General features: G+C 69.5%; 11 protein-coding genes. 9 read left to right on the forward strand and 2 right to left on the reverse strand.

Annotated elements, in window-relative coordinates; genetic code table 11:
* Positions 1-3: 3 nt before the first annotated feature.
* Entirely contained in the window at positions 4-1,035 is a 1,032-nt protein-coding gene (locus tag ACWKY3_RS09295) for a hypothetical protein (RefSeq protein ID WP_449316123.1), read from the reverse strand.
* A gap of 13 nt (positions 1,036-1,048) precedes the next feature.
* Positions 1,049-1,303 carry an EsaB/YukD family protein gene (locus ACWKY3_RS09300; RefSeq protein WP_449316124.1) on the reverse strand — a complete coding sequence of 85 codons (255 nt, stop codon included), beginning with the start codon at positions 1,301-1,303 and terminating at the stop codon, positions 1,049-1,051.
* 287 nt (positions 1,304-1,590) lie between these two features.
* Here ACWKY3_RS09300 and ACWKY3_RS09305 point away from each other — a divergent pair, with 287 nt between their 5' ends.
* The 9 genes from ACWKY3_RS09305 (at position 1,591) to ACWKY3_RS09345 (ending at position 13,162) form a co-directional block, all read left to right on the forward strand.
* The gene (locus ACWKY3_RS09305) at positions 1,591-3,297 is read left to right on the forward strand and encodes a serine/threonine protein kinase (protein ID WP_449316125.1); all 1,707 of its coding nucleotides are present in this window, start codon (positions 1,591-1,593) and stop codon (positions 3,295-3,297) included.
* The gene (locus ACWKY3_RS09310; RefSeq protein WP_449316126.1) at positions 3,294-4,004 is read left to right on the forward strand and encodes a hypothetical protein; all 711 of its coding nucleotides are present in this window, start codon (positions 3,294-3,296) and stop codon (positions 4,002-4,004) included. The genes ACWKY3_RS09305 and ACWKY3_RS09310 overlap by 4 nt, the downstream gene beginning before the upstream one ends.
* Positions 4,001-9,046, forward strand: a complete 5,046-nt coding sequence (locus tag ACWKY3_RS09315; protein ID WP_449316127.1) for an Ig-like domain-containing protein — start codon at positions 4,001-4,003, stop codon at positions 9,044-9,046. Before ACWKY3_RS09310 ends, ACWKY3_RS09315 begins: the two co-directional genes overlap by 4 nt.
* Entirely contained in the window at positions 9,043-9,513 is a 471-nt protein-coding gene (locus ACWKY3_RS09320; protein WP_449316128.1) for a hypothetical protein, read from the forward strand. Before ACWKY3_RS09315 ends, ACWKY3_RS09320 begins: the two co-directional genes overlap by 4 nt.
* A 3-nt stretch (positions 9,514-9,516) precedes the next feature.
* Positions 9,517-9,795, forward strand: a complete 279-nt coding sequence (locus ACWKY3_RS09325) for a hypothetical protein (protein ID WP_449316129.1) — start codon at positions 9,517-9,519, stop codon at positions 9,793-9,795.
* Positions 9,796-9,806: 11 nt separating this feature from the next.
* Entirely contained in the window at positions 9,807-10,094 is a 288-nt protein-coding gene (locus ACWKY3_RS09330) for a hypothetical protein (RefSeq protein WP_449316130.1), read from the forward strand.
* On the forward strand, positions 10,091-11,002 hold the full coding sequence (locus ACWKY3_RS09335) for a hypothetical protein (RefSeq protein WP_449316131.1): 912 nt from the start codon (positions 10,091-10,093) through the stop codon (positions 11,000-11,002). Before ACWKY3_RS09330 ends, ACWKY3_RS09335 begins: the two co-directional genes overlap by 4 nt.
* Positions 11,003-11,007: 5 nt before the next feature.
* Positions 11,008-12,657, forward strand: coding sequence for an Mbeg1-like protein (locus tag ACWKY3_RS09340; RefSeq protein ID WP_449316132.1), 1,650 nt, complete (start codon positions 11,008-11,010; stop codon positions 12,655-12,657).
* 211 nt (positions 12,658-12,868) lie between these two features.
* Positions 12,869-13,162, forward strand: a complete 294-nt coding sequence (locus tag ACWKY3_RS09345) for a WXG100 family type VII secretion target (protein WP_449316133.1) — start codon at positions 12,869-12,871, stop codon at positions 13,160-13,162.
* The last annotated feature ends 13 nt before the right edge of the window (positions 13,163-13,175 follow it).

The following is a 13,175-nucleotide window of genomic DNA, read 5'->3' on the forward strand; positions in this document are numbered from 1 at the left end:
TGCTCAGCCGCGCTCGGCGGCGCAACCGCATCCGTCGGCGCCGTGGAGCCGGTTGGCGCCGAAAAGTCCGCGCCTGACACCCGCTGCGTTTTCGGGGCCGCGCCCACGTCGGCCGCCACGCTTTCGGCGAACGTCCGGCGCGCCCGCACAGACCCGCCCACCCCACGGGGGCGCTGCTGCCTCGGCGGGGATGGGCTTGGCGGCATCGCGTTGCGCGGCCGCGCTCGGCTGCGCAACCGCGTCCGTCGGCGCCGTGGAGCCGGTTGGCGCCGAAAAGTCCGCGTCTGACGCCCGCTGCGTTTTCGGGGCCGCGCCCACGTCGGCCGCCACGCTTTCGGCGAACGTCCGGCGCGCCCGGATTTCCTCGACCGACAACGAACCCGACTGGGACCGTACGAAGTCGTACGTGGCTTTCAGGGTCGTTTTGCCGCTTTCCTCCGCCTTGTTTTCGCCTGCCGCTCGGTTCGCGCTCGCGTTTGCCGCGCCGCCTCTGACGAACTCCTTGAACTCGACGGCCGAGAACACCGTCTGCCGTTTCAGGTAGTCAAGCAGCGCATCGGCCTCCCTCTGGTCCTCTTCGCATACGAACGAGGCGCGCTCGGCAATGTGGCGCAGCAGGTCCATGGTTGTCGCGCGGTCGCTTGCCAGACCCTGCACCGGCAGGTACGCGAACGAAACGCGGTTGCCGTTCGCGTCCAGTCTCACGTGCGCCGGATCGCACAGCATCCGCCCGGGATCGAGGCCCAGTCGGCCGCATACCTCGAAAGAGTCCACCACGTCGTCGAGCAACGCGTGGAATTGGGACAGCGACAACGCGGCTTTCAGGTACGTGTCCAAAGGGACGGTGTCGGTGATGTCGAAAGCCAGCTGCGTCGCGTCCCGCCGGCCGGTTTCGTAGCAAAACGGCAGCAGGCGGTTCGAGGACGCCGTGCGCAGGCATTCGGCCTGGGCGTAGTCGAGCGTCTCGCCCTTGCCGGTTTTGAGGACGAGCTGCTCGGTGCCCGCCCGGCGGTTCCTGACGATCTTCTCCTTCACGTCTTTCCCCGCCTCATACCAGGACCAGACGGGATCCGTTGGTCAACCCCGCCCGGCCGATGGTGGAGTCGGGATCCAAAAGCTCGCCGCTGTCGTGCTCCATGAGCGCGTTGTCGGGGGAGGCTGCGAACAGGCTGCGCTCGCGCGACTCCAGCAGCTCGGCGACAAGCCTGCTCGCCTCTCTCACCCGCATGCTTTTCGGGATCCTGAAATCGTAGATGTTGCGCGATGCCGGCAGCATCACGGACACGATCACCTTCTCGTTCATAAGTCTCCTTCCCATCGCAACCGATCTGCGGTCAAACCTTTCCGGGCGGGGCGATTCGGGCACATGTTACCAGAAGAAACCAAGCGTTTTCCAGGTCCGTTTCCTTCGCGCCCCCTAAACCAACGTTGTGCAAAATATTGTACCCCCCCCTCAACTATATGTTGAACGTCTTTCTTTTTCAATTGGAAGTGTTGTAATATGCATTTTATAATGATAGCATCAAAATGCTATATGTAAACAAATCCTTTTCAGGGGGGATCCGCGCGGGAAAGGAGCGGACAGGGAGCATGGCGAACGTGGGAAGCGTCTTGGCGGGCAAGTACGAGATCGTGCGCCTCATCGGCGAGGGCGGCATGTCGCGGGTGTACCTTGCAATGGACGTCAAGCTGAACAAGCAGTGGGCCGTCAAGGAGATCAAGCCCAGCGACGACCCCGTCACGCAAAAGATCGTGCGCGACAGCCTGGTCACCGAGATGAACATGATCAAGCGCCTGGACCATCCGGCGCTGCCCCGCATCACGGACTTGGTGGACGAGGACGGCGTGCTGTACGTGGTCATGGACTACATCGAGGGCGAGTCGCTGCAGCGCATCCTGGAAGCGCAGGGCGCCCAGAGCCAAGACGACGTCATAGACTGGGGAAAGCAGCTATGCGACGCGCTGGATTACCTGCACACGCGCACGCCGCCCATCGTCTACCGCGACATGAAGCCGGGCAACGTCATGCTCAAGCCCGACGGAACGGTGATGATCATCGACTTCGGCATAGCGCGCGAGTACCGCGAGGAGCGCGAGGGCGCGTCCGAGCGGGCCGGCGACACCACCATGCTGGGCACGCGCGGCTACGCGGCGCCCGAGCAGTTCGGCGGGCACGGCCAAACCGACGCGCGCACCGACGTGTACTGCCTGGGCGCCACCCTGTACCACCTGGTGACGGGCAAGAGCCCGGCGGAGGAGCCCTACGTCATGTTCCCCATCCGCCAGATAGACCCGTCGCTTTCACCGGGCTTGGAGAAGATCGTCTCGAAAGCCACGCAGCAAAATCCCGAGAAGCGCTACTCGTCGTGCGCCGAGATGCTCTACGAGCTGGAGCGCTACCGCACGGTTGACGACGCGCACCGCGCCAAGCTGCGCCGCAGATGGCGTGCGTTCGTGGGCGTGTGCGCGGCCTCGGCGGCGTCCTTGGCCGTCGGCCTGTTCGGGCTGGGCATGGCCGAGGCCAGCAAAAGCGAGGACTACGGCATGCAGGTGGAGCTGGCCGGGAAGGCCGCCGACCAGGCGCAGGCCGCCGAGCACTACTTAAACGCCGTGGCGGTGCGCCCGGAGCGAACGGAGGCGTACCGGGGGTTGGTGGAGCTGTACAAGGCAGACGGCTCGTTCACCACCGTGGAGGAGGCGCAGCTTTTGGAGGCCGTCATGCCCAACCTGGCGGCTGTGCAGTCGGACGCGACGGCCTACGCGGAGCTGTCCTTCGACGTGGGCAAGCTGTATTGGTACTACTACGACTACGCCGCCGATGCGGGCGACAACCGCCTGACGCGCATCAAGTCGGCCAGCCGCTGGATGAACGACTCGGCCGGAGAGCCCTCGTTCGACTGGCGGGCGCTCGCCGAAGTGTACGCCGGCATCGCCGAGTTCAACAACAGCATAGTCGCGCGCATCAACGAGGGCGGCGACGCGGGCAGCTACGAGCCGTACTTCCGCAATCTGGAGCAGCTGGTGGCCATCGCGGCCGACGAAACCAACGACGTGGTGGTGCTGGAGACCTCCGCCCTGGCCGCCGACGCGCTGCGCGCCTACGCGCGCAAGTTCCGCGCCGACGGCGTGCCCCAAGACCGGATGGACGCGCTTTTGGACGCGGCGCTGGGCAACGCGCGCTCGGTGCAGCCCACCACCGACAAGCTTGACGCGCAGCAGGCCGACATCCTGGGGAAGGCGGACGAGACGCGCGCGCGGATAGGGAACGCTTTCGTGGACGGGAGGACGACGGAATGATCCAGACCTACACCATCATGGCCGTGGCGGGGTTCTCCCTTGCGGCCGTGTTCGCGGTTGCGGCGGTTGCGCTGTTCTTCGCCCTGCGCATCAGGGAGGTGCGCGACGACCTGACGGGTCGCACCGCCGCCCGCTCCATCGCCGAGATTCGCTCGCGCGCGAAAACGCGCAAGCGTCCCGCGCCGGCCGCGGCGAAGGGCCTGGGCTGGGAGACGGAGATGTCCACCGACGATCTTGCCGACTTCGCGTCGGCCGGGGCCGAAGAAGGCCGCGCGGAGAGGACGGGCCGCACGGCGAAGAAGGATTGGCCGGGCCGCGCGGCGAAGGGGGAGCGGGCGGTCCCGGATGGAGGACGGGGCGGCGTGCCGCTGGATGAGGGCTGCGAGGACGTCCCGTCCGAGCAGGCCACCTCGCTGCTGGCCGCCGAGGCGGCCGCCGACAAGCCTTGCGGGGCCGACGGAGCCGAAGCGCCCACGTCCCTGCTGGGCGGTGCGGCCCCGACCGCTTCCGGCAAGCCGGCCGCTTCCGACGAGGCGGCCTCTCCCGACGCCCTCGACGCCCCCGACGCCTCGGCCGCTCCCGGCAAGCCGGCGGCCCCCGACGCCCCGATCGCCCCCGACGAGGCGGCCACCACCATGCTCGCGGCCGAGCAAGCCACCACCATGCTCGCGGCCGAAGAAGCTCCCGGAACAGGAGGTGCACGATGAAAAGCTCGCGCGCGAAGGCGCTCGCCCTGTCCGCCGCCCTCGCTTGCTCGATGGCGTTGCCGCCGGCGTTCGCGGCGGCGGAGGACGCGATGCGTCCCGGTCCCTCGTCCGCGCGAAGCGCCGAGGAAGATGCGCCGTCTTCTTGGGCGGACGCGGGCGACGATGCGTCCTCTTCCGGCGAAACGCCCGTTCAGGACAGCCTTGCCGCCGACGGCTCCGTAGGCGAATCCGGCGGCGCGGGGGCTGCCGACGGCTCCGACCCCGCCGACCCCGCCAACGCCGCCGACGGCTCCGACCCTGCCGACCCTGCCGCCTCCGCCGATGCCGCCAAAGCCCGCGCCGCCGTTCCGTCGTGGGGCTTCGACGGCATCTCCGTGGCCGGCATGAGCGGCCAGCAGGCGCTCTCCCGCGTCACAACGGACGAGGACGGGACGTCGCGGTTCTGGACGAACAGCGCAAGCGTGAAGCTGCTGGCGGCGCCTTCGGCCCCGCTCAAGCTGCTGGCTCGGGCTGCGGGTGACCCCGTCCCGAAAGCCGCCGACTTCTCCGCGGCCTCGGGGGCGCTGACCCTCAAGGCGCAGGACCTGCCGCGCGACGTGTACGCGCTGGCCGAGGCCGACTGCACGTTCAACGCCGGCACGCCGGACGAGAAAAGCCTCAAGCAGGGCGACATCGTCTGCCTGCCGCGCGTGTGCGCGGACGCAACGCCCGCGCGGCTGGATGGGAACGCCGCGGCGGAGGGAGGCCGCCTGTTCTTTGGCACGCTGTACGCGTCCTCGCTCGCGCTGACCGTCCCCGCCGCCGATCCCGCGCCCTCGCCGGATCCCGGCGACCCCGCCGACGCCTCCGACCCCGCCGACGCGGCCTCGGGTCCGGTGAAGGCCCAGCTCCTTCACGACGGCTCCCTGATCGCCGAGGCCGACGCGGCCCCCGCCGACCGCGGAGCGCCGTCCGTCTCCTTCCGCCTTAAGCTGCCCGTAGGCTCCTACGACCTGCAAAAGCTCTCCGTGCGCTTAACCGACGTGGCGGGCAATCGGGCCGACGCACGGCTGGCGGGCCTGGTGCAGGCGGCCGACGGATCCTGGTCGGCGGACGGCCTGTCGCGCATCCAGGTGGTCGACGACGAGCCTTCTGTCCTGGTGTCCTACCAGCCCGCCTTGGCCCCCGCCTCCGGCTTCTTCTCTGCCCGGTCGGCCACGGTCAGGCTCGACGATGCGCGCTACGCCGAGCTCACGGCATGGTACGCGTCGCTTTCCGACGACCAGAAGCGCCTCGTCGCGCCGGTGGCCTCGTTTCGAAACGACAGAACGGGCGCGACGCTTTCCGTCACGCTCGACGATCTCATGGCCTCGAACGTGCCCGGCCAGGCGGACGTCGTGTTCGCTGCGAGCGGCACCTACCGGCTGGAGGGCGCCGGCCTGGCGCCCGGCTTCGAAGGCATCGTGCCCGGCTTGCCCGCCGTGTGGGACCCCGCAACGGACTTCGAGCCGTTCACGGTGGACGTTGACGTCCCTGCGGCGGGGCAGGTGGTCCTGCGCGCGCAGGAGGCGCCTGACAACCGCCCCTTCTTCGGCTGCCTGTACGCTCCCGGTCCGGTGACGGTGGAGTTCGCGCTCTCAGACGCCGTCAGTGGCGTGGACCCCGCCTCCGTCGTGCTCACGCTGAACGGACGGGACCAGCAGCTTCCCTTCACCCCCTCCGCGCCCGGGGACACGCGCGCGGGCACGGCCGTGTGGGAGGTTCCGCCCGGTGCCGCCGTGGACCTGTCCCAGGTGTCGATCTCGTTCAAGGACCTGGCCGGGAACAGGGCCTCCATCGACGACGTGGCGGCCTACGACAACAAGAACATGAACGCCGCCTCCGTGTTCGCCGGCGTGCCGGAGCCTGCGCTGTCGGTGTCGTTTCACGACGGCAACGAGGGGGCCTACTACCACAAGAGCGCCCGCATGGCCGCCATCACCGTGGAGGACCCCACGTTCGGCCAGGTGGTGGCCAACGATCCCCATCGCGTTGTGGCGCAGCTCGCCCACGACGGAGGGGGCGGGGCCTCTGTGGGGGCGTCCGACTTCTCCAACCCCTCGGGCGACGGCCGCACGTGGAAGGCGTCGGTCCTGTGCTCCGAAGAGGGCGTCTACCGTCTGCGGGCGTCCTTCGAGAACCCGGCGGGCCTGCAGGCGGCGCCCTACGACAGCGGCGATTTCATGGTGGACCTCACCGCGCCCGAGGCGGATGCGGCCGATCTCTCGCCGAACCAGGCGGTGCAGTGGCGGTGGCTGTTCGTCGACGGGCAGGCGCGCATGGAGGTGTCTTTGTCCGACGCGCTGGCCGGCGTGGACCCGGACAGCGTGAGGCTTTGCCTGGAAGGGGAGGAGCAGCCGATTTCCTGCGAGGCCGCCTCCGACGGGCTGGGCGCGACGGCGGTTTGGACCATTCCCGCCGCCGATGAGGCCGTCAACCTGGCCGAAGCGTCCGTGTCGTTCTCCGACCGGGCGGGCAACGTGGCGCAGGTGGAGGACCTGGCCGCCTTCCCGCGCAAGAACCTGGACGTGGTGGGCGTGTTCGCCGACGCCACGCCGCCTGCCATAGAGGCGGCCTTCGACAACGACGACGTGCGCAACGGCAAGTACTACAACGCCCCGCGCACGGCCACCGTCACCGTGACCGAGGCGTCCTTCGGCTTCGTGCGCGACAACGACCCGGAGCGCGCGGTGGTCGTGCGTCGGTGGAACGGCGAGGAGCGCATCGTGCGCGCCGAGGACTTCCAAAACCCCTCGGGCGACGGCGTGACGTGGACGGCGCAGGTGCCCTGCGAACCCGACGGCATCTACCGCCTGGACGCCGACCTCACCGACCCCTCCGGCAAGTCCGCCGAACCCTACCGCGGGGAGGAGTTCGTGGTGGACACCGTGGCCCCCGTTCCGGGACGCGTGCTGATCAGCCCGCATGAGTCGGTGCAGTGGGAGTGGCTGTTCGCCGCGGACGGGGCGTCGGCGTCCTTTTCGCTCTCCGACGAGCTGAGCGGCATCGACGGCGCCTCCGTGGCGCTGAGCGTGGGCGGCCAGGCAACGCCGACGGACTTCCGGGCCGACGGCACGGACGCCCTCGCCGTGTGGGAGCTGCCTCCCGACGACCGCGCCGTCCCCCTCTCGGACGTGTCGCTGCGGTTTGCCGACAAGGCGGGCAACGCGGCCGCCATCCCCAGCCTGCTCGACCACGAGGATCGCGACCTGAACGTGAAGGGCCTTTACGCGGACGGCGCCGCGCCCGTCATAGACGTGGCCTTCGACAACGACGACGTGCGCAACGGCAAGTACTACAACGCCCCGCGCACGGCCACCGTCACCGTGACCGAGGCGTCCTTTGGCTTCGTGCGCGACAACGACCCGTACCGCACGGTGGTCACGCGCCACCTGGACGACTCGGCGCTTTCCGTGCGCGCCGAGGACTTCCAAAACCCCTCGGGCGACGGCGTGACGTGGACGGCGCAGGTGCCCTGCGACTCCGACGGCGTCTACCTCATAGAGGCCGAGCTCACCGATCCTTCGGGCAAACGCGCCGAGTACCGCGGGGAGGAGTTCGTGGTGGACACTACCGCTCCGCTCATCCTGGCGTCGTTCGACAACGACCAGTCGGAAGGCGGCATGTACTACAAAGCTCCGCGCACGGCCACCGTGACGGTGCATGACGACAACTTCTCGGCGGATCTGGCCGAGGTGGGCGTGACCGCCTCCGACGCCTCCGGCGCCGCGGCGGCCGCTCCCGGCATCGACGGCTGGACCGAGCTTCCCGTGGGGACGTGGACCTCGCACGTGGCGTTTGGGCAGGAGCTGCACTACGCCATGAGCGTGGCGTGCACCGACCTGGCCGGCAACGCGGCCGAGGTGGTGGAGGTGCCCGAGTTCGTCATAGACCTGACCGCCCCCGGCGTGCGGGTGGAGCGCGTGGCGGACCGCGCCGCCTACAGGGACGCCGTGGCACCGCTCGTCACATTCGAGGACGTGAACTTCGAACCCTATCTGGCCGAGGTGAGCATCGTGGGCGCGGTGCGGGGCGAGGAGCGCTACTTCTCCTCCGCCGAAACTCTCACCGACACCTCCCGCACGCTGGACTTCGCGGATTTCGACTACCGTTTGGACGTGGACGACGTGTACACCCTCACCGCCAAGGTGAGGGACAAGGCCGGCAACGAGTCGTCGCAGACCGTGACGTTTTCGGTGAACCGGTTCGGCTCCAACTACCAGCTCTCGCCCGACACGGCGGCGTTCGTGGGGTCCTACGCCAAGCGCGGCCAGAGCGTGGTGGTCACCGAGACGAACGTGAGCGGGCTGGCGTCGTCGTCGGTGAGCCTGGCGCACAACGACTCCGTGAGAACCCTGTCCGCCGAGGCCGACTACGCGGTGGCGCAGGAGGGCGGCCAGGAGTCGTGGTCGCGCTACACCTACACGCTGCCGGCCGAGCTGTTCTCCCAGGACGGCTACTATCGGGTGATGCTCTCGTCGCGCGACGTTGCGGGCGGGCTTTCGGAAAACCTCATGGAGGGCAAGAACGCGGACCGCACCGCTCCGCTCGAGCTGGTCTTCGCCGTGGACGGAACCGCGCCGGCGGTGTCGCTGGGCAACGTGGAGGCCGGCTCTTCTCACTACGCCCCCAGCCAGCGGGTGGACGTGCTGGCCGGCGACAACATGGAGGCCGAGCGCGCGGTGCTGTACGTGGACGGCCAGGCGCGCGCCGAATGGGGAGCCGAGGAGCTTGCGGGCTCGCGCATGTTCGACTTCTCGCTGCCGGCCGCCGACGCGCCGCAGACGCTGCGCCTTGAAACCGTGGACCGCGCCGGTAACACGGCCTCTACCGAGGTGCGCGGCGTGGTGGTGACCGGAGATCTGGCGCGCTACGTGCTGAGCACCCCCGCCATCCTGTACCCGCTGGTGGCGGCTGTCATCCTGGTTCCCGCGGCCGTCGGCGGCACCGTGTTTTCGGCGCGCAGGTCGCTCAAGCGCCGCCGCGCGTGGCTTGCGGATGGCCGGGAAGGAGGGGAAAGATGAGCTTCGCGAGCATCCCCTTGCTGCAGGCCCGCATCGCCGAGGCGCAGGCTCGCATAGCCCGCCTTCAAAGCGAGCGCGACGGGCTTGAGCGCTTCTTTTTCCGGGTGGGCGAGGACGAGGCGGCGTTTTGCGACCAGGCGTGGCGCAAGCGCCAGATAGCGGAGCGTGCGGGGAGCATGGACAACGTGCGCTCGGCGCGCTCTTACGCCGAGCGCATGGCCGAGGTGATGGGGTGGCCGCTGCAGTCGACGGCGTCCTCGTGCTTCGACGGAGTGCGCGCTCAGGTGGAGGCGGCCATTCGGCGGGTTGAGGAGGAGATAGCGGAGGAGCGGCGCGCCATCGCCCGCTACGAGGACGCCATCGCCGAGGAGCGCGCCCGTCAAGAGCGCCAACGCCAACGGGAGGCGTACGAGCGGCGGATGCGCGCGCAGCGCGACGCCGGCGGATGGTGCGGAGGAGGGTGGTGAGCCATGGGGGTGATCATTGCGGATGCGGAGTTCTCCAACGCGGCCGCCGCGCTGATGGACGCGGCGGAGCAGGTGGGGTTCATCGCGCAGCGCTACCGGGCATGCGCAGACGCGCTTGGGGCCTCGGGGCTGTGCAGCGAGGCTTTGAGTTCGGCGCTCGACCAGCATGCGGCCCAGGTGGGGGAGGCGTGCGCCGCAGCCGTGGAGGCGGTTGCCGGCTTGGGGGACACCGTGTCGTCGTTCGTTGCCGACGTGGACGGCATAGACGCGTACCTGTACTGAAAGGAGGAGCTGTGTCCGAAGGCGAGATCAAAGTGGTGCATGCGAGCATCGAGCAGGCGGCGGCCGAGATAGCCGCGCTGCAGGAGATGGCCTTGGCGCTGGTTCCCGTGGAAACGGGGATGTCCGAAAGCAGCGGCCCCGGCAGGGAGGCGCTCGACCAGGTGGCGGAAGCCCTTGAGGGCGTGGTGTCGTCGCTGGCGGCCCTGCTGGGCAGAAGCCGCGCCCTCGTCATGGACGCGGACGCGTCGTTTCAGGAGGCCGATGCGGCCGGCGCGGCGGTTATGGAGGGAATTTCATGAGCGCGGCGGAGGGAAGGACGGGCATGGGCGGGAAGGCGATGGCCGCGGCGCTGGCGGCCGCCCTGGGCGCGGGGGCGGCCGGCGGCTGCAGCATGCCCGCGGCCGAGAAGGCCAGCCCCGCCGCGAGGGAGCTGGAGGCCCGGATCATGGTGGACGCGCCCACCGAGCGCCACGTGGAGATAGCGCGCGACCTGGGCTGCGCGGAGGAGACGCTCTCGACGCTGCGGGAGGGCCGCTGGCCCAACTGGTCCACGAAGGCGGCGGTCACGCATGCCGAGCTCATCCTCGACCGCCTCTCCGAGCGCTACGGCGAGGAGTTCAAGGCCAAGAGCATCTCCATCCCGCAGCTCCTGGACGACTCCTACCGCTTCCGGGGCGAGGTGGAAAGCGGCCCCTACGCCGGCACGGGCGTGAGCGCCCAGTACGTGTGGGCGAACCAGGAGGAGCCCTTCGTGCAGGACAGCTACATAGAGACCCTGAGGGACGGCGAGTACAAGGAGTACCTGGAATCCATCGTGCGCGAGGTCCTCGCGGGGACCGAAGGGGAGAAGGCCGTGATGAAGGTATGGGCCGGAGGGGAGGACTTCGGGGAGCTGGCCGACCCGCGCGCGCCCATCGAGGAGTACGCGAGGCAGACGAGCGGCGGAGACGTGTGGCTCTACTTCCCGCCCGACTGCGCCCTCTCCGAGGAGGAGTACCACGGGCTGATAGAGGGGCTCAAGGAGGAGTTCGAGGGGCGGGGCATGCGCACGAGCATCTCCGCGTGGTTCATCACCGAGATCGTCGAGGGCGTCTCCTACTCCGAGACCAACCCGTACTGGGCGCAAAAATCGAAGGCGGCTAGCACTGAGGAGCACCCGACGTACAAATGGTACGTTCATGATCGCGCGGAGCCGGAAGGGGAGTGATCGCCATGGCCTTGACCGACGACGAGCTGGCCCTGCTGAGCACGCTGGCCTACCTGGAGAAGAGCGACGTGCTCGACAATGGGCTCATCGATAATTTCTGGAACGGCGCCTACGAGAACCAGGACGTGACCCTTGGTGATGTCCTCGACAAAGTCGCCGACGACTCCGTGATCGCCGACCTGCGCTCGGAGGGCAAGCGCGACCAGAAGGACTCCCTGCGCATCACGGGCGCCGAGTGGGCCGACGCGCTGGAGGCGGCGCGCGGGAACGAGAGCATCCGCAGCCTCTCCTACGTGGACGTGGACTCCTTCGCCGAGGACGGCTCGCGGGCGTTCTGCTTCGCCTCGGGCGACCAGGCCTACGTGGTGTACCGGGGGACCGGCAGCGACCCCACCTCCGGCGGCAGCGAGTGGGCGGACAACTTCGACGGGCTGTGGCAGTCGGACACGCACGCCCAGCGCGCGGCGCTCAACTACGCGGAGTACGCCCACGCGCTCACCGGCCTCGACGTCACGGTGACCGGGCACTCCAAGGGCGGCAACAAGGCCATGTACGCGGCTGTGCGCTCCCCGCACGTCGCGCGCTGCGTGTCCTTCGACGGGCAGGGCTTCGGCACCGCGTTCCTGGCGCGCCACGGAGCGCTTGTCGCCAAGCGCGCGGGGGTCATCGGCGCCTACAACCTGGACGGCGACTTCGTCAGCCCGCTCCTGCGCCCCATCGCAGGGAAGATGGTGTGGCTGAACGGGTCGCGCGCGAACGGCGACCTCCTCAAGAACCACTCGCCCATCGCCTTGTTCGGCGAGTCTGCGGCCCTCGCGTCCGGCGCGGATCGCGGCGCGCTGTCGGTGCAGGTGGGAAGGTTTTCGGACTTCCTGCTGCACGCCGTGCCCGAAGGCCAGCTGCGCCCGCTCGCGGACCTGCTGGGCGACGCGGCCAGCATCGCGCTGGGCGGGGTGGAGGGCGACCTTTTGTCCGTGGTGGCGGGCAACCCCGAGGGCCTGGGGACCTTGGTGGCGCTGCTGATGAGCTACCCCGGCACGGACGATCTGCTGGGCGCGGTGGAGGACGAGGCCGTCCCCGGATCGGACCTGCTCCTTGACGTTCTGGGGGCGCTGGGCCTGGGCCCCCGCTCCCCGCTCGCCCGCCAGGCGGGCGGCTTCGCCCTGGCCGGGATGGACGCGGCCTTCCTCGGCATGCTCCTGTCCGAGGCGCTGGGGCTGGACGCGGGTTGGGCGGGCGCCTTCGCCCGCTCGTACGCCGCCGGGCGCGCGGGCATCAAGCCGGGGGCGGGCCCGCTGGCCGGCGCGCTCTCGCCGGGCGGGTCGGCGGTCGTGCGCGACTTCAGCGACGAGGCGCGCGCCGAGCTGCGCTCCATCGCGCAGGAGGTGGCGGCCGAGCCGTGGTTCGATCCCTCCACGTGGGACGCGTGGTACCGGGCGGAGGCGTGGTTCGGCCGCCTGACCATCGACAACTACCAGCACGACCTCGCCTCGTACTTCAGGAAGGTCGTGGACGTCAACGACGCGTCGGCGCAGGACATCGACCGCATCTTCGACCGCGCCGTCGAGCGCGACGCCGCCTTCGCGCGGTCGCTCTCGGGCATCCCCGCAAGCCTCGCGTCGGCCGCCCGGGCGCTCGACGCGGTGCTGGGGTAGGGACGGGAGAGAGAGGGAGGTACTGGATGGACGGCCCCTAGGCACGGGTTGCAGGAGGACGGGACCGCACGGAGCGTGCGGAGCGCTTTTGCTCGCGGCTTTTGCGGACCCTTTATCGAAAGGTAGTTCGCAGCCGAAAGGCGGTTGCTGACTATAGCAAGCAAAGTGCCCTGCGGGAAGGGCCCGCAGGGCGGACAGGAAGGAGCCTGACATGGCAGGACAGATCCGCATCACCCCCGACGTCATGCGCCAGCGCGCGGGGCAGTACCGCAACGAGGCGGCCAACGTCAACGCCGTCATCGCCAGCATGGACAACCTGCTGGGCATGCTGCAGAGCGAGTGGGAGGGCGAGGCGAGCCGGTCCTACGCCCAGCGCTACGCCGAGCTCAAGCCCGGCTTCCAGAAGGCCGAGGAGCTCATCCAGGAGATAGCCCAGGCGCTCGACCAGACGGCGGCCGCCCTGGAGGAGACCGACGCGGCCATCGCGAGCGGGTTCAGGGGCTAGCGGGCGGGCGGCG

This window comes from Rubneribacter sp., assembly GCF_965361815.1.